Raw genomic sequence first — 21,126 nt, forward strand, 5'->3', positions numbered from 1 at the left:
ACGGCCTTAAGCCTCTTTCCAACAACCTGCCGTCTGAAATACGGGTTTATTCTACCGCATTTCTATATAAATTACTTGAAATTACGTCCGGATTATCAAACTTTTTTCAAACCAAATGATTATAAACAAAAGCAATCAATCCGACAGACTACAGCTAACTACTTGCAAATGGTTATTTTTGATAACAAAAACCCGTCCCACGGGTTCGGACAACCTGAGGACGGGTTTATTTCTTCAATCATATGGATTGAATTAACGTTGATCGGCCGGAACAAAATCGCGACGTTGCGCACCGGTATACAACTGGCGCGGACGACCGATTTTCAGGCTTGGATCGCCAATCATTTCGTGCCAATGGGAAATCCAACCTACACTGCGCGCCAAAGCAAAGATTACAGTAAACATTTCAGTCGGAATACCCAATGCCGACAAGACGATACCTGAGTAGAAATCGACATTCGGATACAGTTTACGCTCAACAAAGAATGGATCTTTCAGCGCGATTTGCTCCAACTCCATTGCCAACTTGAATTTCGGACTGTCTTCCAAACCTAACTCTTTCAGCACCTCATAACAAGTTTCGCGCATGATGCTGGCACGCGGGTCCATGTTGCGGTATACGCGGTGGCCGAAGCCCATCAAACGGTATTTGCGCTGCTTCACACCTTCCATGTATTCCGGTACGCGGGATACATCGCCGATTTCGTCCAACATTTTCAACACAGCTTCGTTCGCACCGCCGTGAGACGCACCCCACAAGCAGGCAATACCGGCTGCGATACAGGCAAACGGGTTTGCGCCCGAAGAGCCTGCCAAACGTACGGTAGAAGTTGAAGCGTTTTGCTCGTGGTCGGCATGCAGGATAAAGATGCGGTCCAATGCGCGCGCCAACACCGGGTTGGGTTTATATTCCTCACACGGTGTCGCAAACATCATGTGCAGGAAGTTTTCGGCGTAGGTCAGGTCATTTTTCGGATAGTTGAACGGCAAACCGTTGGAATAACGGTAACACATGGCCGCAATCGTCGGGATTTTGGAAATCAGACGGTAAATCGCAATCTTACGGTGTTCCGGATCGGTAATATCCAAGCTGTCCTGGTAGAAAGCGGACAATGCACCCACCACACCTACCATCATTGCCATCGGGTGTGCATCGCGGCGGAAACCGCGGAAGAACCAAGTCAGTTGCTCATGCAGCATGGTGTGGTTGTGTACGATTCGGTCAAACTCTTCTTTCTGCTCGGGAGTCGGCAGTTCGCCGTAAATCAGCAGATAGCAAACCTCTAAGTAATCAGACTTCTCTGCCAGTTGTTCAATCGGATAACCGCGGTAATACAACAGACCTTGTTCACCATCGATATAGGTAATTTTGGATTCGCAGCTTGCGGTGGAAACAAAGCCGGGGTCAAACGAAAACAGACCGGTCGTTTTGGTCAGGTTGCGGATATCCACAACGTCATGACCGATACTGGCTTCCAGTACCGGCAATTCCAATTCTTGATCTGAAGTATGAAGTTTGACTGTTTTAGACATTCTCTGGCTCCTTTGTAAAATGGGGCTTTACGCTGCCGCCGTACAATAATCGGTATCGGCGACACGGTCTTGTTTTCAGACGGCACATTCCAGTTTGCCTGTTTTCATCGTTTTCCAAACACATGAAAACTGAGGCACGACTCATGCCTGTCTGATTCGTTCGAGCATGGAAACCAAATGGGTTTTCTCTGTTTGCCGGTGTCCGTTAATCAAGGCAAGCAATTCTTGATCCTGAAATTCGAGGATTTCGACAAACGCCGCCAACTCTTGGTCATTCAGTCGCTCAAATTCTTTTTCCATAAACCTGCCGAAGACCAGATCCAATTCCAACAGTCCCCGGCGGGTTTGAAAACGGATTTTCCGTTTTGCAGTATCGTCAAATACCATCATCTCGTTAAACTGCCCGTTTCAGCATGATTTCTTTAATCTTACCGATTGCACGGGTCGGGTTCAAGTGCTTCGGACATACATCAACGCAGTTCATAATCGTATGGCAGCGGAACAGACGATACGGGTCGTTCAAGTCGTCCAAACGCTCGTTGGTGATGGTGTCGCGGCTATCGGCAATGAAACGGTAGGCATTCAGCAAACCTGAAGGACCGACGAATTTGTCCGGATTCCACCAGAATGACGGACAGGCAGTCGAACAGCAGGCACACAAAATACATTCGTACAGACCGTCCAACTCTTTACGCTCTTCTTGAGTTTGCAGACGTTCTTTGTCGGCATCGATCGGCGTATCGTTGACCACATACGGCTTGATGGAGTGATACTGTTTGAAAAACTGGGTCATATCGACAATCAAATCGCGCACCACCGGCAAGCCCGGCAGCGGACGGATTTGTACCGGCTGTTTCAATCCGCGGATGTCGGTCAAACAAGCCAAACCGTTTTTACCATTGATGTTCATGCCATCGGAACCGCAAATACCTTCGCGGCAAGAACGGCGGAAAGACAGCGTATCATCTTGCGCTTTGAGTTTAACCAGCGCATCCAGCAATTTCACATCGGTCGGTTCGATTTCCAACTCGTATTTCTGCATATACGGCTTGTCATCGACATCCGGATTGTAACGGTAAATTTCAAAACTTACTTTTTCCATGAGAAGTGTTCCTTTCTCACAAGCGGCTTGCTGCGTATTATCAATGCTTCAAGCAGCTGATAGAGAGTATATTGTTCTGATATTTGCAGACGGCCTTGATTATGCAACGAGGCCGTCTGCAAAAGTACACATACTGAATCAGTAAACCCGCTTAGCCGGCTCGATATAGTCAACGGTCAACGGCTTGGTATGTACCGGCTTGTATGTCAGCGTGTTGGTCAACGGATGATACAGGGTGTGTTTCATCCAGTTTTCATCATCACGCTCGGGGTGGTCGTCGGAAGCATGGGCACCGCGCGACTCTTTACGCGCCTCGGCAGACACCAGCGTGGCTTTGGCCACTTCAATCAAGTTATCCAATTCCAAAGCCTCGATACGCGCGGTATTCCAGACTTTGCTCTTGTCTTTGATTTCGGTTTTCTTCACGCGCTCGGCAAGTGCCATCACTTCTTTGACACCCTTGCTCAGAATCTCGTCGGTACGGAATACGCCCGCATGCAGTTGTACGGAGCGTTGCAGCTCGCGACGCAGCGCATCGACATTTTCACCGTCGGTTTGGTTATCCAAGCGTTCCAAACGCTGGCGGGTCAATTCGCCGGCGTTCTCAGGCAGAGCCTTCCAGCCTTCTTGGGCACGGATGTATTTAATCATGCTGTCGCCGGCAGACTTACCGAATACCACCAAGTCCAGCAGGGAGTTGGTACCCAAACGGTTCGCGCCGTGTACGGACGCACAGGCGCACTCGCCCGCCGCATACAAACCTTTAACCGGTACTTCGTATTCATCGCCTTGCGGCACGATGACTTCGCCCAAGTAGTTGGTCGGAATACCGCCCATCATGTAGTGGGTGGTCGGCACCACGGGAATCGGGTCTTTAATCGGGTCGATACCGGCAAACTGAATGGAAATCTCACGGATGCCCGGCAGTTTTTCCATAATTTTTTCAGCACCGATGTGGTCGATTTTCAGCAATACATGGTCTTTGTTTTTACCGCAGCCGCGGCCTTCGTAAATCTCCATCGCCATTGCGCGGGAAACCACGTCGCGGGAAGCCAAGTCTTTTACAGTCGGTGCATAACGTTCCATAAAACGCTCGCCGTTGGCGTTCAGCAGAATACCGCCCTCGCCGCGCACACCTTCGGTAATCAACACCCCGGCACCGGCCACACCGGTCGGGTGGAATTGCCAGAATTCCATGTCTTCCAGCGGAATACCCGCACGGGCGCAGATACCCAAACCGTCACCTGTATTCATAAAGGCATTGGTTGAGGAAGCATAGATACGGCCTGCACCGCCTGTTGCGAACAGCACTGCTTTGGCATGGAAAATATAAACTTCGCCGCTTTCCATTTCCATGGCGGTTACACCTACCACATCGCCGTCTTCATTGCGAATCAAATCAAGCGCAGTCCACTCCACAAAGAATTGGGTATTGGCACGGACGTTTTGCTGGTACAGCGTATGCAGCATGGCATGGCCGGTACGGTCGGCCACGGCACAAGCACGCTCTACCGCACGCTTGCCATGTTCGGCAGTATGGCCACCAAACGGACGCTGGTAGATTTTGCCGCTTTCCACGCGGTCAAAAGGCATACCCATGTGTTCCAGCTCGATAACGGCTTCCGGCGCCGCACGGCACATAAACTCAATCGCATCTTGGTCGCCCAGCCAGTCCGAACCTTTTACAGTATCGTACATATGCCAGTCCCAACGGTCTTCCTGCACATTACCCAAAGAAGCGGAGATACCGCCTTGGGCTGCTACAGTATGCGAACGGGTCGGGAATACTTTGGACAATACGGCACAATTCAGGCCGGATTTGGATAATTGGAGAGCAGCACGCAAACCTGCACCACCACCGCCGACAATCACGGCATCAAATTTACGGACAGGATATCCCATACTACATTACCCCCAAATTACTTGAATAGAATAGAACATACACGCCACCAACCACACGATGGTTGCAGCCTGCAGAAACAAACGGAGTCCGAACGGCTTGATATAGTCCATCCACAAGTCGCGGATACCTACCCAAGCATGCCAAAACAGCGCAACAAAGCTGATTTGGGTAAACAGTTTTACCCAAGGATTGCTCCAGAATGCCTGCCATTCGCCGTGCTCATTCGGCAACAGCAATAAAAACGCCACCAGTGCGATGGTATAAACCAGCATGATTACCGCAGTCACGCGTTGAACCGCCCAATCTTTCAAGCCGTAATGGGCACCGGCTAATTTACGATCTACCATAACAACGCTCCAATCACGACAGTCAGAGTCAGAGAACACGCCAACACGATTTTGGCAGTCAGGCGTGCCGTTTTCAAATCCAATCCTTTATGCGCGTCCAAGAACAAGAAGCGCGTACCGGCACAAGCATGGTGCAGGAATGCCCACAGCAGGACAATCAAGCCCAGTTTTACAATAGGATTGGCAACGAAAGCGAGATAAGACTCGAACACGGATTCACGATCCAAAGAAGCGGCAAGCAAGCCCAGCAAAAGAGGCAGGGCAATAAACAAGAGTACGCCGCTGATACGGTGCAGAATCGAGACAATTCCCGGAATCGGCAGGCGAATCTTAGGGAGATCCAAATGGACTGGACGCGGTTTGGCAGCCATAAGTTGTTCCTTTGTCATTATTTTCTTCTCAAAACCGGCGCAGCATACAGCTACACCGAATTACACCCTATAATTTACCTTGTTTATTGCCGTTTGAACAGTCTAATATGTCAACAATCTAATAATTTTTTACAAAACCCTGCAAAAGAAAGCCTATCTGCTTATTTTTATTTACTTCATTATGGGCGGTTATTCCGATGAATATATACAACAACTTGAATAACCTAGTTTTCTTATCGGATATTTTTCATTCATCACCCCGTAAGGCCGTCTGCAAACAGACGGTTGCATTTTGCAGACGGCATGATTGCATGAAACTGCATAATGCTGACGTTTCTTTTCATATTCTGCTTCTATACTTTTCACGATTTGCCGCCAAACGGCAAGCAAAATCCCGTTTCCCGACTGATGAAAGGTTTGGCATGAACAAGCGCCCCGCTCCCGAAGAGTTTATTCCGACATTCCGCCGCAAAAAGCTGGACGAACCGGGCTTTCTGCGTAAACTTGCCCGCTTTGCCGGACGCTTGGGCGCACCTGTCGTCCGCCAGCTTTACGCCCTGTATTTTCTTTGGAAATCGCCGCACACCCCCAAACGCGCCAAACTGATTATTGTCGGTGCGCTGGTTTATTTCTTCAGCCCGATCGACAGCCTTCCCGATTTGCTCGGCCCGTTGGGTTTCAGCGACGACATTGCCGTCATCACATTGGTATACAGTCAAATGAAAGCCTATCTCACCGAAGACATACGCGAGCAGGCAAGGATAGCGACCAACCGCTTATTGGGTCGTTCTTCCTAAACTTTCCCATCATCGATACACAAATGCCGTCTGCAAAATGGTTTTGGGACAACCCTATCCATTTTGCAGACGGCATTTATCGTTGAATCACACGAAATCAGCCAAGGCAGTAAAGCCGTATGGTTCACTCCGAGCGCAACGCCCGTATCAAAACCGGCCGAACCATTTGCCTTGATGCTTGTATTTATTGCAGCAAAAACACCATCTTTTCACGCATATTCCCGATACTGTCAGCGTTTCAACGCCAGCGTCAACACTCCCGCCGTTACCAATCCCAAACCTATCCATTCCTGCGTGCTCGGGCGTTCGTCGAGAAACACCACCGCCATCAGGGCGACCAAGACGAGGCTGAATTTGTCTACCGGTGCGACTTGCGATGCATTGCCCATTTGCAGTGCTTTGAAATAAGCCAGCCACGATGCGCCCGTTGCCAGACCGGATAAAATCAAAAACGTCCAATTCCGCCCTGTAAACCCGCTCACGCCCTGCCATTTGCCGGTGTAGGTCAAAAACAGAACCAGCGCGGCAACAATCACCAGCGTGCGGATAAAAGTGGCAAAGTCGGAATCAATGCCCTGTAAACCCATTTTGGCGAAAATTGCCGTTAATGCGGCAAAAGCGGCGGAAGCCAATGCCCAGAAAAGCCACGGTTGTGCACTCATATCGTTCTCCAAGTCGTTAGCGGGACACACTTTAACCGATGATGCGCTTGGAATTTGCGCTGCGATTCGTTCTCAAATTAAAGCGGAATAACGGTATAATAGGCGTGATACGGTTGGAAATCCAGCATTATGCCGTCTGCAAACGGATAACCGCTCTCGGATTTCAACGCCTGCCGCTGCTCCGGCTTGGCTCAGCCGCTCTTTTCTTCATTCTTCAGAACAGGAAACGACATGAGCTTTAAAACCGATGCTGAAATTGCCCAATCTTCCGTTATGCGTCCGATTGGAGAAATTGCGTCTCTGGTGGGTTTGAATGCCGCCGATATTGAGCCGTACGGCCATTACAAAGCCAAAATCGATCCGGCGGCGGCGTTCAAATTGCCGAAAAAACAGGGACGGCTGATTTTGGTAACCGCCATCAATCCGACTCCGGCCGGCGAAGGCAAAACCACAGTAACCATCGGTTTGGCGGATGCCTTGCGCCACATCGGCAAAGAGTCGGTCATCGCCTTGCGCGAACCCTCGCTCGGCCCCGTGTTCGGCATCAAAGGCGGTGCGGCAGGCGGTGGCTATTCGCAGGTTTTGCCGATGGAAGACATCAATCTGCACTTTACCGGCGACTTCCATGCCATCAGTGCCGCCAACAACCTTTTGGCCGCCATGCTCGACAACCACATCTACCAAGGCAACGCGCTGGACATCGACCCGAAACGCGTTTTGTGGCGGCGCGTAGTCGATATGAACGACCGCCAATTGCGCAACATTATCGACGGCATGGGCAAACCGGTTGACGGCGTGATGCGTGCCGACGGCTTCGACATCACCGTGGCATCGGAAGTAATGGCCGTGTTCTGCCTCGCCAAAGACATCAGCGACTTGAAAGAACGCTTGGGCAACATTCTGGTGGCCTATGCCAAAGACGGCAGCGCGGTTTACGCCCGCGATTTGAAAGCCCACGGAGCAATGGCGGCCTTGCTGAAAGATGCGGTTAAGCCGAACCTGGTGCAAACCATCGCCGGTACGCCTGCCTTTGTTCACGGCGGCCCGTTTGCCAACATCGCACACGGCTGCAATTCCGTGATTGCCACCCGTCTGGCAAAACACTTGGGCGATTATGCCGTTACCGAAGCCGGTTTCGGCGCGGACTTGGGTGCGGAAAAATTCTGCGACATCAAATGCCGCCTGGCTCAGTTGCAACCCGATGCCGCCGTGGTCGTTGCGACCGTGCGCGCCTTGAAATACAACGGCGGTGTGGCACGCGCCGATTTGGGCGAAGAAAATCTGGACGCATTGGCCAAAGGTCTGCCCAACCTGCTGAAACACATCGGCAACATGAAAAACGTCTTCGGCCTGCCCGTGGTCGTTGCCGTCAACCGCTTCGTATCCGACACCGATGCCGAGTTAAACCTGATTCAGACGGCCTGTGCCGAATACGGCGTGGAAGTTTCTTTGGCGGAAGTATGGGGCAAAGGCGGCGCGGGCGGCGCGGATTTGGCGCAAAAAGTCGTCAACGCCGTCGAAACGCAACCGAATACCTTCCAATTCGCCTACGACGCGGCCGACACCATTCCGAACAAAATCCGCGCCATCGCCCAAAAAATCTACGGCGCGGCCGATGTCGATTTCAGCACCGAAGCACTTGCCGAAATCGCCTCTCTGGAAAAACTCGGCCTCGACAAACTGCCCGTGTGCATGGCGAAAACGCAATACTCATTGAGCGACAACGCCGCCCTGCTCGGCCGTCCCGAAGGTTTCCGCATCAATGTACGCGGTATTACCGTCTCCAACGGCGCAGGCTTCATCGTAGCCTTGTGCGGCAATATGATGAAAATGCCCGGACTGCCGAAAGTACCGGCGGCGGAAAAAATCGACGTAGATGGAAACGGCGTGATTCACGGCTTGTTCTAACTGCCAAGCCGTTTAAAAGGCCGTCTGCAAAATCATGGTTCATTTTGCAGACGGCCTTTTTGCGGCATTTCAGAAAGCAAACGCCTGAATTTTGCCGTTTCAGTATACAATCAACCAAAATGCAGACGGCCTTTTCCGTTAATTTTCTTTTGTATAGTCGAATAAAATAAGATAAAAATGAGACAAGGCAGCGAAGCCGCAGACAGTACACATAGTACGGCAAGGCAAAGCAACGCTGTATCATTCTTATTTTAAATGACTATACCACGAAAAACCATGCCCAATCCGCATGACTCAAGCGGTTTGCCCATCAGAACAGGCAGGTCTCGCAATGCCAATCCCGGTACTTCGAGCCATCATCGGATACCTTCGCGCAGGGTGTGCCGCCGCATGATACGGCCGCCTGCCCACATGCAACGCTTGCGGACAACCATTGCTCATTGCCCTGCATGGCTGCCGCCGCTGCATTTCCGCTCTTACAAAGCGCGGTCGAAATACATATCCACACCGCTTGCTTCGCTCATCCACATCAAGTAGTCCATCACTTTTTGCGGCCACTCGATACCACGCACGATGGTCAGGTTACGCAACACCGGAAACAGCAGAATATCTTCCATCGACACTTCACCGCCGACACCCAAGTTCTCGTCACCAACCAGCGGTTCCAGCTCCTGCAAATCGGCATGAATGCGCGCCAGATATTTCGCGGTTTTGTCGAGATTGGCAGCAAAATTGCCGATGTTTTTTTCTTTTTTGTCTACAAAATATTTTACCGCTTCCCGCGTGGCAAATTCCGGCAGGCCGATTTTCACCATGCGCGGCTGCACCAATTTATTGCCGTATTCGCCCACTTTGTCCAACCAAGCCTGCAATTCGGGGCGGATTTCCTCTTGCAGACGGCCTTTACCCGCCAGTTCGTCAACATAGCGCACAATATCCAAGCTCTCGCCCATAAACAGGCCGTCTGCTTTTTGCAGAATCGGCACCTGTTTCGCACCAATCATCGAAACCGGCGTTTCTTCATCATCGTTCAACAGAATTTCCGTTTCCAGAGGCAGCGCGCGCAAGCCGAAAATCATGCGGGCACGGACACAAAACGGACAATGGTCGTAAATATACAGTTTCATATGCAATCTTCTACAATCTCCAAAATAACGGCGATACTTTACTCCTTGCGGCGAACCGAAACAATGCCCGCCATACAACCTTTTGATTAAATGATAAAAAGTTATACCTTCTAATAACAAGAAATCCGGTTATCCGCACCTTTTTCTTTTTCCCTGCTACAATAGCCGTTCTCTCACCGCTTTGAGAAAGAGAAATGCCATGACACAGCACGCCAGCAACATCGCTCCGGATTTAAACCATTACCGCGAATGGTTCGAAGCCTATCTTGCCCGTCAAAACGAGCAAGATGCCGCCCTTTTGCAGACGGCCTTATCGCTGGCGGAGCAGCATTATCCCGCCGATTTGCTCACTTTCAGCGGCGAGCCGGTAATGAGCAACGTATTCGGTGCGGCAAAAATGGTCAACGAAATGGACTTGCTGCCCGATGCCGTGGCCGCCACCCTGCTTTCCAGCATCTCCCTCTGCCTGCCCGACTGGCAAACCGTCGTTACCGAACAATGCAACGCCACCGTTACCGAATTAGTCAAAGGCATAGACGAAGTACACAAACTGACCCAATTCGCCAAAGTCGACAGCCTCGCCACGCCGGAAGAACGCGCCCAACAAGCCGAAACCATGCGCAAAATGCTGCTGGCCATGGTTACGGACATCCGCATCGTGCTGATCAAACTCGCCATGCGTACCCGCACCATGCAATACATCGGCGTTTTGCCCGACAGCCCCGAAAAACGCGCCATCGCCAAAGAAACACTGGATATTTTCGCACCGCTCGCCAACCGCTTGGGCGTATGGCAGCTCAAATGGCAGCTCGAAGATTTGGGTTTCCGCCACCAAGAACCTGAAAAATACAAAGAAATCGCCAAGCTCCTCGATGAAAAGCGTACCGAACGCCTGGAATACATTGAAAACTTCCTCAATATCCTGCGCGGCGAACTCTCCAAGTTCAACATCCGTTTCGAAGTAGCCGGACGGCCGAAGCACATTTACTCCATTTACAAAAAAATGGTGAAGAAAAAGCTCGATTTCGACGGCCTCTACGACATCCGTGCCGTGCGGATTCTGGTGGAAACCATTCCCGAATGCTACACCACGCTGGGCATCGTCCACAGCCTGTGGCAGCCCGTGCCCGGCGAATTCGACGACTACATCGCCAACCCCAAAGGCAACGGCTACAAAAGCCTGCATACCGTCATCGTCGGCCCCGAAGACAAAGGCGTGGAAGTCCAAATCCGCACCTTCGACATGCACCAGTTCAACGAATTCGGCGTGGCCGCCCACTGGCGTTATAAAGAAGGCGGCAAAGGCGATTCCGCCTACGAACAGAAAATCGCATGGTTGCGCCAACTGCTCGACTGGCGCGAAAACATGGCCGAAAGCGGCAAAGAAGACCTCGCCGCCGCCTTCAAAACCGAACTCTTCCACGATACAATTTACGTTCTGACCCCGCACGGCAAAGTCCTGTCGCTGCCCGCCGGCGCAACCCCCATCGACCTCGCCTACGCCCTGCACAGCAGCATAGGAGACCGCTGCCGCGGCGCAAAAGTAGAGGGGCAGATTGTGCCCCTTTCCACCCCGCTGGAAAACGGCCAGCGCGTGGAAATCATCACCGCCAAAGAAGGCAAACCGTCGGTCAACTGGCTGCACGAAGGCTGGGTCAAATCCAACAAAGCCATCAGCAAAATCCGCGCCTACATCCGCCAGCAAAACGCCGACACCGTGCGCGAAGACGGCCGCACCCAGCTTGACAAACAACTGGTCAAAACCAACCCCAAACCCAATCTTCAAGAATTGGCGGAAAAGCTCGGCTTTAAAAAGCTCGACGAGCTCTACACCGCCATCGGACAGGGAGAGGTCACCCCGCGTGCGATTCAAAAAGCCTGCGGCCTTTTGAACGAACCGCCGCCTGCTCCCGTTACCGAAACCACCATCGTCAAGCAATCGAAAATCAAAAAAGGCGGCAAAAACGGCGTATTGGTTGACGGCGAAGACGGCCTGATGACCACCTTGGCGAAATGCTGCAAACCCGCGCCGCCCGACGACATCATCGGCTTCGTTACCCGCGAGCGCGGCATTTCCGTACACCGCATAACCTGCCCCGAAATCCGCCATCTGGCCGAACAATCGCCCGACAAAGTATTAAACGCAAGCTGGGCGGCCATGCAGGAAGGCCAAGTATTTGCCGTGGATATCGAAATCCGCGCCCAAGACCGCAACGGCCTGCTGCGCGACGTATCCGACGCACTGGCGCGCCACAAACTGAATGTTACCGCCGTACAAACCCAGTCGCGCGATCTTGAAGCCAGTATGCGTTTCACATTGGAAGTCAAACAAGTCAACGACTTACCGCGCGTATTGGCAAGTTTGGGCGATGTCAAAGGCGTATTGAGCGTCACACGCCTGTAAAACCGATACAAAAGGCCGTCTGCAAAATCCCATTTGCAGACGGCCTTTCTTGCCGGCAACGTACAGCCGTTCAAATCACATAAAAATAAATACACACAAACTGCGCCAAACTGCCGCCGAGCACAAACAAATGCCAAATGCCGTGTCCGTGTTTGATTTTCTCATCGTTCACAAACCAATAAATCCCCACGCTGTACAGCAAACCGCCCAACGCCAGCCAAAACAGCCCGGCCGCCGACAAGGTTTTCGCCAACGGATACAAGGCCACCAGAATCAGCCAGCCCATCACCACATAAATCAGCAGCGACAACCTGCGCGTTTCACTCCGCAAGCCGATGGTTAATTCCTGCACAATTCCCACCAGCGCCAGCCCCCACGACACTCCGAACAGCGACCAACCCCAGCCGCCCTTAAGCGTAACCAGCGTAAACGGCGTATAGCTGCCGGCAATCAGCAGATAAATCATACAATGATCCACCTTCTGCAACACCGTCTTCGCCTTAGGCTGCGGAATACTGTGGTACAGCGTCGAGCCGGCATACAGCAGTAACAGGCACACTCCGTAGGTTACCGCTCCTGCCAGCTTATACGGATCGAAATCCTGCACCGCCTTCATAATCAGCAGCACCAAGCCCGCCCCTGCCAGCAGCGCACCCGCCAAATGGCTGTACGCATTAAAACGCTCGCCGTGATACATAATATTCATTCTCAACACAAACTGCTTGCAGTGTACGCCGAAACCCCGACAAACAAAACCATTGCGACAATAAAAATAAGTTAAAGCCCCGCTGTTCAATACACAACGGGGCGAATCAAAAAAGCAGGTTAAAATGGCACGATTTCTCATCTTCGTGATTCTGTTACCTATCGCTCACAACGCTTACCAACAGAATGATTGATTAACCCAACAGGGCAGTTAAAGAGACCGCCCGCGACAACCTTCTTCTCTCTGCATTGTCAAGCCGTTTGCCGAAATGGATATGATCGATGCAGCCATTACCAAGGAGAAAAGCGAGCAGCTAAAAAACCAAAGCCCTTATTGCCGTCTGCCTGCTTTATCCTGAAAATGCTTCACTCCCCCCCCAATCCCGTTTTTTTTCGCTGCCACATTTTCCGCATAATCAACCATACGGTCATTAGCACCGCTTACTGTGTACAATGCTTCCTGTTCCAACATATAGTCGAATAAAATAAGAATGAGACAAGGCAGCGAAGCCGCAGACAGTACACATAGTACGGCAAGGCAAAGCAACGCTGTATCATTCTTATTTTAAATGACTATAATCAAAAGGCCGTCTGCATATTTGCAGACGGCATAAAAAGGCAAATATACAGATGGGAATGAAATCCCAACGAATACGCGTATCTGTTAAGGCTTGTCGTGCGTGCAACCCAACCTGCCTTCACCTTCAAAGCCTCACACCCCCAAATACCCTTCCCGACTGCTCAACCATCTCTCCAAATGCGCCTCCACAATATCCGGCCGCTGTTCGATCAGTTGCGGGGCGGTTTCGCGGGCTTTTTCCAAGAGGTGCAGGTCTTCTTCGAGGTTGGCGAAGCGCAGCATGGGTACGCCGCTTTGGCGTGCGCCGAGAAATTCGCCGGGGCCGCGGATATTGAGGTCTTGGCGGGCGATTTCGAAGCCGTCGGTGTGTTCGTAAATCACTTTCAGACGTGCTTTGGCCAGTTCGCTTAACGGCTCGGCAAACAGCAGCACGCAATGGCTGGCGGCGGCTCCGCGCCCGACGCGCCCGCGCAGTTGGTGCAGTTGCGCCAAGCCCATGCGTTCGGCGTGTTCGATGACCATCAGGCTGGCGTTGGGCACGTCCACACCGACTTCAATGACGGTGGTGGCCACTAAAACATTCAGACGGCCTGCGGAAAATTCGGCCATCACGCCGGCTTTTTCGGCGGCTTTCATGCGCCCGTGCACGAGGCCGACGGATAATTCGGGCAAGGCCGCTTGAAGGGCTTCGAGGGTTTCGGTGGCGGTTTGCAGTTGCAGGGGTTCGCTCTCTTCAATCAGGGGGCAGACCCAATAGGCCTGCTGTCCTTTGCGGCAGGTGTTCAACACGAAGCCTTCGACTTCGGCGCGGCGGGCGTTGTTGACCAGCCGTGTTTTAATCGGGGTGCGGTTGGGCGGCAATTCGTCAATCACGGAAACGTCGAGGTCGGCGAAGAAGCTCATCGCCAGCGTGCGTGGGATAGGAGTAGCCGACATCATCAGTTGGTGTACGTCTTGGCCTTTGTTTTTCAAGGCCAAACGCTGCGCCACACCGAAACGGTGCTGCTCGTCGACAATCACCAAGCCTAAATTTTGAAACTGCACGTCGTCTTGAAACAGCGCGTGCGTGCCGACGGCAATCGGGGCGAGGCCGTCTGAAACGGCGGCTTTGTTTTGCTCTTTTTCTTTTTTGCGCTGGCTGCCGGAAAGCCATGCCACGGCCAAGCCCATAGGCTCAAACCATTGTTTGAACTTAATGTAGTGCTGCTCGGCAAGGATTTCGGTGGGTGCCATCACCGCGACTTGGCAGCCGGCTTCGATGGCGGTAAGCGCAGAGAGCGCGGCAACAATGGTTTTGCCGCTGCCGACATCGCCTTGCAGCAGGCGGTGCATGGGGTGGGTTTGCGCGAGGTCAGCGCGGATTTCGCTTAAGACGCGCTGCTGGGCGGCAGTAAGGGTAAATGGCAGGCTGCGAATGAGCTTACCGGATAATTCTCCACTTTCTTTCAACGACTTAGCCGTACCACTGACGCGTTTTTGCCGCGCCAGCCGCATGGATAATTGCTGCGCCAGAAGTTCGTCGAATTTGAGCCGCTGCCATGCGGGGAGCGTGCCGTCTGAAAGTTGGTAGATGGTAAAGCTGGGCGGCGGCGCGTGCAAAAGGCGCAGGCTTTCGGCCAGATGCGGCAGTTTCAGACGGCCTAATAATCCGTCGGGCAGGGTGTCGTGCAGCGGAACCACTTCCAAGGCCGTCTGAATGATGCGGCGCAAGGTGGGCTGGTTGAGGCCGTTTACAGTGGGATACACCGGCGTGAGGCTTTCGGCCAGCCCGCTGTTTTCGGCATCGCGGATTTTCGGGTGAATCATCTCGTCGCCGTAAAAACCGCGTTTGATTTCGCCCACGGCGCGGATGCGTTTGCCCACCGCCATCTGTTTCTGATGGCTGGGGTAGAAGTGGATAAAACGCAGGTGCAGCACACTGCCCGAGCCGTCTGCAATCTGTACGATAAGCTGCTTGCGCGGTTTGAACTGCACTTCCTGATGCAGCACTTCGCCCTCCACTTGGCAGGGCGTGCCGGCGGGTGCGTCGGCAATCGGCATGATGTGGGTTTCGTCTTCATAGCGCAGCGGCAGGTGCAGCACGATGTCCCACGGCGTGTGCAGATTGAGTTTTTCCAGCTTTTTGGCGGAAACGTCGGTGATTTTGAGCTGTTTTTGGTGAACGGGCAGCATGTCATTTCTTCCATTTGCAGACGGCATGATAGCAAACTTCGCCGCCGCTGCTCAATTTCAGACGGCTTTTATAACCAAAATCCATAAACGGCAAAGCAAACATTATTTCCCTTTGTGCTGCAATCTGTATAGAGTAATGAAAAAATCACTTTGGAGTATCCTGATGAACGCTATCCGCACTTTCTCACTCGCCGCACTCGGCGCATTTGCCCTTGCAGCCTGCTCGCCTGCCGAAAAAACCGGCAACGCCGCTTCCGGCGCAGACACCGCCGCCGGCAGTAACGCCGTCAAACTGCTGAACGTTTCCTACGATGTCGCACGCGATTTCTACAAAGAATACAATCCCTTGTTTATCCAAGCATACCAAGCCAAACACAATGGCGCGCAAATCGATGTGCAACAATCACACGGTGGTTCGAGCAAGCAGGCACTTTCCGTTGCCAACGGTTTGGCTGCCGATGTGGTGACCATGAACCAAACTTCCGACATCGAGTTGTTGGAAAATAAAGGTTTGGTCAAATCCGACTGGACAACCCGCCTGCCCGACAATGCCGTTCCCTTTACCAGCACCACCGTTTTCTTGGTACGCAAAGGCAATCCCAAACACATTCAGGATTGGAGCGATTTGACTAAAGACGGCGTACAAATCGTTATCGCCAATCCGAAAACCACCGGCAACGGCCGCTATGCCTTTCTCGGCGCATACGGTTACGGTTTGAAAGCCAACAACGGCGATGAAAGCAAAGCGCAAGAGTTCGTTGCCGCCCTGCTGAAAAACGCCCCCGTATTTGAAAACGGCGGACGTGCGGCCACCACCACGTTCAGCCAGCGCAACATCGGCGACGTACTGATTACTTTTGAAAACGAAGCCAACCATGTCAGCAAAAAGCTCACGCAAGACCAGTTTGAAATCGTTTACCCGAGCTACACCATCTTGTCTGAAAGCCCCGTTGCCGTAGTGGACAGCGTGGTTGAGAAAAAAGGCACTCAGGAAGCTGCCAAAGAATATCTGGAATATCTCTGGAGCGAACCGGCACAAGAGCTTGCCGCCAAACTCTACCTGCGCCCGCGCAACGCCGATGTTTTGGCGAAACACAAAGCCGATTTTCCCGATATGGAAACCTTCTCACCCAATGAAAAATTCGGCACTTGGGAAGAGATTATGAAGAAATACTTTGCCGACGGCGGCTTGGTAGACCAACTCTCGCCTAAAAAATAAACGGTAAAACAAAAGGCCGTCTGCAAAACGCATACCCGTTTTTGCAGACGGCCTTTTTATGGATTTTCGGTAGGTTTTCGGCGGCACAACATTCATTCAGCCCGAGACCTTTGCACAATTCATGACAAGAGTTTATCAGGGAGGATTTTATAGTCGAATAAAATAAGAATGAGACAAGGCAGCGAAGCCGCAGACAGTACACATAGTACGGCAAGGCAAAGCAACGCTGTATCATTCTTATTTTAAATGACTATACCAACGCCCGACCGCTTACAGCCGTCGGGCGTTCTTGCCAAGCCGTCTGCAACTTGACATTTCAACAGAAAAATCAATAAGATTACAAACGCATTCCCTCATCAAAAAACCAAACCGAAAACAAGCCGCAAGACCTCGAATCCTACCTGTGTTCAACCTTGCCCCGCCACTTTCGGAACACAACCCACCGAACATTTTGCCAGCATGGAACAACCCGATTTCTTCTCCATACCCAGCCCCTGCATCGGCGTATGCGAAGCCAACAGCAAAGGCTATTGCAAAGGCTGCCTGCGTAGCCGTGAAGAGCGGCTGTACTGGCAAAGCATGAGCGACGGCCAGAAGCACCAAGTCATGCGGCTTTTATCCGTGCGGCGCAGCAAAATCCGTTTAAAAAAACTATCGCTTGACGATGACCTGAATATCGAAGCGCCCGAACAGATAGAGCTTGTTTTTTAAGTTTCCACACCAAAAGGCCGTCTGCAAAATCCCAAATTTGCAGACGGCCTTTTCTCAAGCCTCGACTGCTGCCAGCAAAGGGGCAAGCAGTTCGACAATCATGTTTTCAAACAGCGGCTGCATAACCGGCGGCTGCTCTTCCCTGCCGAACACCAAAGCCACTTCGGTATAGCTTTCCTGTCCTTTCGCGCCTTTGCTGTCCCGATAGGCCGACAATGCTTTTTGTTGTGCGGCTTCCCAATCGTTTTTCTTGAGATATTCTTCCGCCGCCGCCAGCGAGGTTTTGGCGAAAAACGGCAGTGGCCGCGACTGTCCGATGTGGTAATAATCCAGCCATCTGCCCAACATTTCCCGCGCCTGTTGCGGCGGAATATCGGGATAAACCGTTGTTTCGCCGTTGCTGACCAAATACGTCCGGCAACCTTCTTCGCCAAGCGTTTGCGGTCGGACGGCGCAAAAAATCAAATGTTCCAACATTAAAGCGATTTTGGCGGGCGCATGGAGGGATGTGTTTTGAAACACCATCTGCCCTGCTTCATGCAGCAGCCCCAAACTGCCTTGTAAAATAAAACGGTCAAACACTAATTCATAGGCATACGGCGGCTGCTTCGGGCTGTCCAGCAAAGTTTGGTCGATCTGCTTGGCCGCCGTCTGAAAACGCTGCTGCCACAACACGCCGAGCTCGCCTGCCGGCAACAGGCTTTCGGCTTCAAGTTTTGCCGCAACCCCGCCGAAATCGCTGTGGTTGCGCCGCGCTTCCAAATAAGCATCAGCAATATATCCGCCCTCCCGAGGCTCGAACGGCTCGGCGGATTCCCAAGAGCCGTCATGATACGGCTCCTGCCACGCCAAGGTATTTCTCAACCAGTGTTTCACGGGATTGCGCCAAAAGTTCAGCAATTCCGACTGCGAAACGGAAACCGCTTCATTTGCAGACGGCATTTCGCCCAGCGGTTCGCTGAAAAACGCTTCTTCCGCTGCTTGCGGGCTGTTGAGTGCCGCCGCATAATCACTGCGCGTGCTGAACAGGCCGTCTGCATTTTGCTGCCCGACAAAATACCTTTGGGAAAATGCCTGCAACGGATGCTGCACCACCCAATTCTCCACCAAATCCCTGCTTCTCGTTCCCGTCATTGCGGCAACGGTATCCAACAGCTCGCTGACCAATGCAGACGGCGCAAGCTCGTCGTCGTTGCGTATGCTTCTGCCGACATACGACAAATAAAGGATTTCGCGCGCGCTGAGAATGGCTTCAAGAAACAGATAACGGTCGTCGTCGCGGCGGGCGCGGTCGCCTTTTTTCGGGTGTTTCGCAATCAAATCGAATGCCGCTGCTTTGGTGTTGCGCGGAAAATCGCCGTCGTTCAAACCAATCAGGCACAATACTTTAAACGGCAGGCTCCGCATCGGCACCATGCTGCAAAACGTGATGCCGCCGCGCAAAAATCCGGCTTGGCTCTCGCTGCTCAAAAAGCGGCGCAGATGGCGGATAACCGTATGCTGCGGCAATATTCCGTCAAACTCCGCCAAAGCCGCTTCTTCCTGCCATTTCGCCAAAGCCTGTTCAAACTGCTGCAAGGCATACTGGTCGTTTTCAGACGGCAGAAACAACGCCTGCACCAATTCCCGCGCACGCTGCACCCACATACCGACATCCGCCGGCTGCTTCCATTGTCCGACAATATGCGCCAGCGTGTGCAGCAACGCGGCAAAGCGACTGAACATGCCGATTCGGTTGACATCGCTGTGCCAAGCGCTGACGTTCTGCCATACGCCGCTGCCGCCCTCGGGCAGCATCCAGCCCAACACCAGCCTGTCCGCCGCCTGCTGCCAAGTAAACAGATTATCCGCCTCTCCGCGCATTTCGCCGTCCAACCCCCAATGCACGTTCAATTCGGCAACCGCATCATGCAGCAGCGGTACATCGTCTTCTTCCAGCTCGAAGCGGTTCAGTACCAGCGCACTTTCCAGCAACGGCAGCACTTTATCCACTTCAAAACGGCTTTCCAACAAATCCAATACCTGCTCCAGCGCATACAGCAACGGCTGGCGGCGGCTCAGTTTCACGTCCGACAAAGAATACGGCAGAGCCTGCGCGCCGCCCTGCGCCTGTCCGAACACGGCTTCGATAAACGGGCTGTACGGCTCGATATTCGGCGTCAGCACCGCAATATCGTGCGGCTGCCAATCCGGGTGTTCCTGCAGAATCTTCAAAATCCCGTCTTTCAACACCTGTAATTCGCGCAACGGACTGTGTGCCGAAACAATACGGACAGAACCGTCATGAAGCAGTTTTTCCCTTTCATTTGCAGACGGCCTTTCCTGCCCGCCGCCCGGCATATTCAGCGTTTGAATATCAAACTGCAAGCAGTGCAGCAGGCTGTCGCGCCCGCTTTCAAACGGACTTTCAAACACCGGCGTTTCCAGCTCGATTTCCGACAGAAAATCAAAAAAATCACGCCCCTGCTTGCCCAAAGAAGCCAGCAGCGGATGCCCTGCCTGACTCAAATCCGGCTCATCGCCGCCCCGCAAAATCTGCGCCGCTTCGATCACATTGCCCCAATAATGCTCGCTCGGATTCAAGGCAAACACGAATACCTCGCAATGCTCGGCAATTTTTTGCAGCAGTTGCAGATACATCGGCGCCATCGTAGAAATCCCGAACACAAAAAAACGCTCGGGCAATTTGTCTGCCGACAGTGCCCCCAAAAGCTGCTCCCACAATGCCACACGGTGCGGCGCAGACCGGCTACCGTCGTCCAAAAAACGCCACAATTCCGCCTGCCAGCGTTCATCATCGCCCAAATCCAGCAACTTCCCTGCCTGCCACGCATCAATCCATTCGGGGCGGTACACCAAATATTGGTCAAACATATCCGCAAGCTGTCCGGCAAGCTGGTAATCCGCCGAATCCCCGCTGCCCAAATAACTTTGCAGCGCCTCGCGGCTGGCGGCAAACGCAGAGGCCGTCTGAAAATCTTCCCGTCGGAACAAATCCAACAGCCGCCAACGCATCACTTCAGGAGAAAACGGGCTGAGCGCGGGAATGCCCGGAATAAATTCGCGCATCAGCCGCCAAGTCAGACCCGCAGGCAGGCTGAAGCGCAGATTTGCCGCCACACCGGTTTCGCGCGCGAGAAAACTGCTCAAATAACGGCGCATTCCCTGACTCTGCACAATAATTTCTTCCGCCGCCAACGCATTCGACAGCGGACGCACCTGCTGGATTTTACAAAACAAGGCCGCCAATGTTTCCAAGCGGTTGGACTGATAAAGATAGAATTTGGATTCGGGCATGATGAATGATTCGTTGGACACAGGGCCGTCAAAAGCAATCCGCACCGCCTTTCCGGCCCCGTTGGGAAACAGCACGGCTCAAACCGCAGCAAACCGCCCGCTCATGATGTTCAAAAACAAACGGTTTGCCGGATACGGGCATGATAAGGCCGTCTGCAAAAAAATGGTAGTTTGATTTTTCCCAACCTCCGCAATAATCAGGCAGTGCCACAAGTCGGCAAACAAAATATAGTCGAATAAAATAAGAATGAGACAAGGCAGCGAAGCCGCAGACAGTACACATAGTAC

The 21,126-nt window shown here is 52.6% G+C and carries 16 protein-coding genes; 5 read left to right on the plus strand and 11 right to left on the minus strand.

Annotated features, from left to right (window positions below):
- Positions 1-252: 252 nt before the first annotated feature.
- From gltA to sdhC, 6 genes are all read right to left on the minus strand, one after another.
- Positions 253-1,533, minus strand: a complete 1,281-nt coding sequence (gene gltA / locus EL111_RS08375) for a citrate synthase (RefSeq protein WP_123794629.1) — start codon at positions 1,531-1,533, stop codon at positions 253-255.
- Between the two features lie 141 nt (positions 1,534-1,674).
- A complete protein-coding gene (locus EL111_RS08380) occupies positions 1,675-1,923 on the minus strand; it encodes an FAD assembly factor SdhE (RefSeq protein WP_123794630.1) in 249 nt (82 codons plus the stop codon).
- Between the two features lie 4 nt (positions 1,924-1,927).
- Positions 1,928-2,635, minus strand: a complete 708-nt coding sequence (locus EL111_RS08385; protein ID WP_123794631.1) for a succinate dehydrogenase iron-sulfur subunit — start codon at positions 2,633-2,635, stop codon at positions 1,928-1,930.
- A gap of 138 nt (positions 2,636-2,773) precedes the next feature.
- Complete coding sequence (gene sdhA / locus EL111_RS08390) at positions 2,774-4,537, minus strand: succinate dehydrogenase flavoprotein subunit (RefSeq protein ID WP_123794632.1); 1,764 nt, start codon at positions 4,535-4,537, stop codon at positions 2,774-2,776.
- A gap of 6 nt (positions 4,538-4,543) precedes the next feature.
- Positions 4,544-4,885, minus strand: a complete 342-nt coding sequence (gene sdhD / locus EL111_RS08395; RefSeq protein WP_123794633.1) for a succinate dehydrogenase, hydrophobic membrane anchor protein — start codon at positions 4,883-4,885, stop codon at positions 4,544-4,546.
- Positions 4,879-5,256 carry a succinate dehydrogenase, cytochrome b556 subunit gene (sdhC, locus tag EL111_RS08400; RefSeq protein ID WP_123794634.1) on the minus strand — a complete coding sequence of 126 codons (378 nt, stop codon included), beginning with the start codon at positions 5,254-5,256 and terminating at the stop codon, positions 4,879-4,881. Before sdhC ends, sdhD begins: the two co-directional genes overlap by 7 nt.
- Positions 5,257-5,678: 422 nt before the next feature.
- Between sdhC and EL111_RS08405 the strand changes: the two genes are divergently transcribed.
- Positions 5,679-6,053: a YkvA family protein gene (locus EL111_RS08405; RefSeq protein WP_123794635.1), complete on the plus strand. Its 375-nt coding sequence runs from the start codon at positions 5,679-5,681 to the stop codon at positions 6,051-6,053.
- A gap of 230 nt (positions 6,054-6,283) precedes the next feature.
- On the opposite strand, the gene EL111_RS08410 is transcribed toward EL111_RS08405, so the two are convergent.
- Positions 6,284-6,715, minus strand: coding sequence for an EamA family transporter (locus EL111_RS08410; protein WP_123794636.1), 432 nt, complete (start codon positions 6,713-6,715; stop codon positions 6,284-6,286).
- A 231-nt stretch (positions 6,716-6,946) separates the two neighbouring features.
- Between EL111_RS08410 and EL111_RS08415 the strand changes: the two genes are divergently transcribed.
- Positions 6,947-8,623: a formate--tetrahydrofolate ligase gene (locus tag EL111_RS08415; protein WP_123794637.1), complete on the plus strand. Its 1,677-nt coding sequence runs from the start codon at positions 6,947-6,949 to the stop codon at positions 8,621-8,623.
- Between the two features lie 476 nt (positions 8,624-9,099).
- Here EL111_RS08415 and EL111_RS08420 read toward each other — a convergent pair whose 3' ends face one another.
- Complete coding sequence (locus EL111_RS08420; RefSeq protein WP_123794638.1) at positions 9,100-9,750, minus strand: GrxB family glutaredoxin; 651 nt, start codon at positions 9,748-9,750, stop codon at positions 9,100-9,102.
- Between the two features lie 199 nt (positions 9,751-9,949).
- Here EL111_RS08420 and EL111_RS08425 point away from each other — a divergent pair, with 199 nt between their 5' ends.
- Entirely contained in the window at positions 9,950-12,154 is a 2,205-nt protein-coding gene (locus EL111_RS08425; RefSeq protein WP_123794639.1) for a RelA/SpoT family protein, read from the plus strand.
- 70 nt (positions 12,155-12,224) lie between these two features.
- Here EL111_RS08425 and trhA read toward each other — a convergent pair whose 3' ends face one another.
- Together trhA and recG are read right to left on the minus strand one after the other, a co-directional pair.
- Positions 12,225-12,851 carry a PAQR family membrane homeostasis protein TrhA gene (trhA, locus tag EL111_RS08430; protein WP_123794730.1) on the minus strand — a complete coding sequence of 209 codons (627 nt, stop codon included), beginning with the start codon at positions 12,849-12,851 and terminating at the stop codon, positions 12,225-12,227.
- Positions 12,852-13,571: 720 nt separating this feature from the next.
- A complete protein-coding gene (recG, locus tag EL111_RS08435; protein WP_123794640.1) occupies positions 13,572-15,611 on the minus strand; it encodes an ATP-dependent DNA helicase RecG in 2,040 nt (679 codons plus the stop codon).
- Between the two features lie 172 nt (positions 15,612-15,783).
- On the opposite strand from recG, the gene EL111_RS08440 reads away from it, so the two are divergent.
- Entirely contained in the window at positions 15,784-16,830 is a 1,047-nt protein-coding gene (locus EL111_RS08440; protein WP_197717788.1) for a sulfate ABC transporter substrate-binding protein, read from the plus strand.
- Between the two features lie 459 nt (positions 16,831-17,289).
- Positions 17,290-17,541, plus strand: coding sequence for a DUF1289 domain-containing protein (locus EL111_RS08445; protein WP_123794641.1), 252 nt, complete (start codon positions 17,290-17,292; stop codon positions 17,539-17,541).
- 54 nt (positions 17,542-17,595) lie between these two features.
- On the opposite strand, the gene recC is transcribed toward EL111_RS08445, so the two are convergent.
- A complete protein-coding gene (gene recC / locus EL111_RS08450) occupies positions 17,596-20,838 on the minus strand; it encodes an exodeoxyribonuclease V subunit gamma (RefSeq protein WP_123794734.1) in 3,243 nt (1,080 codons plus the stop codon).
- Positions 20,839-21,126: the final 288 nt, after the last annotated feature.

The sequence above is a fragment of the Neisseria animalis genome, assembly GCF_900636515.1.
In the GTDB taxonomy this organism is placed as follows: Bacteria; Pseudomonadota; Gammaproteobacteria; order Burkholderiales; family Neisseriaceae; genus Neisseria; species Neisseria animalis.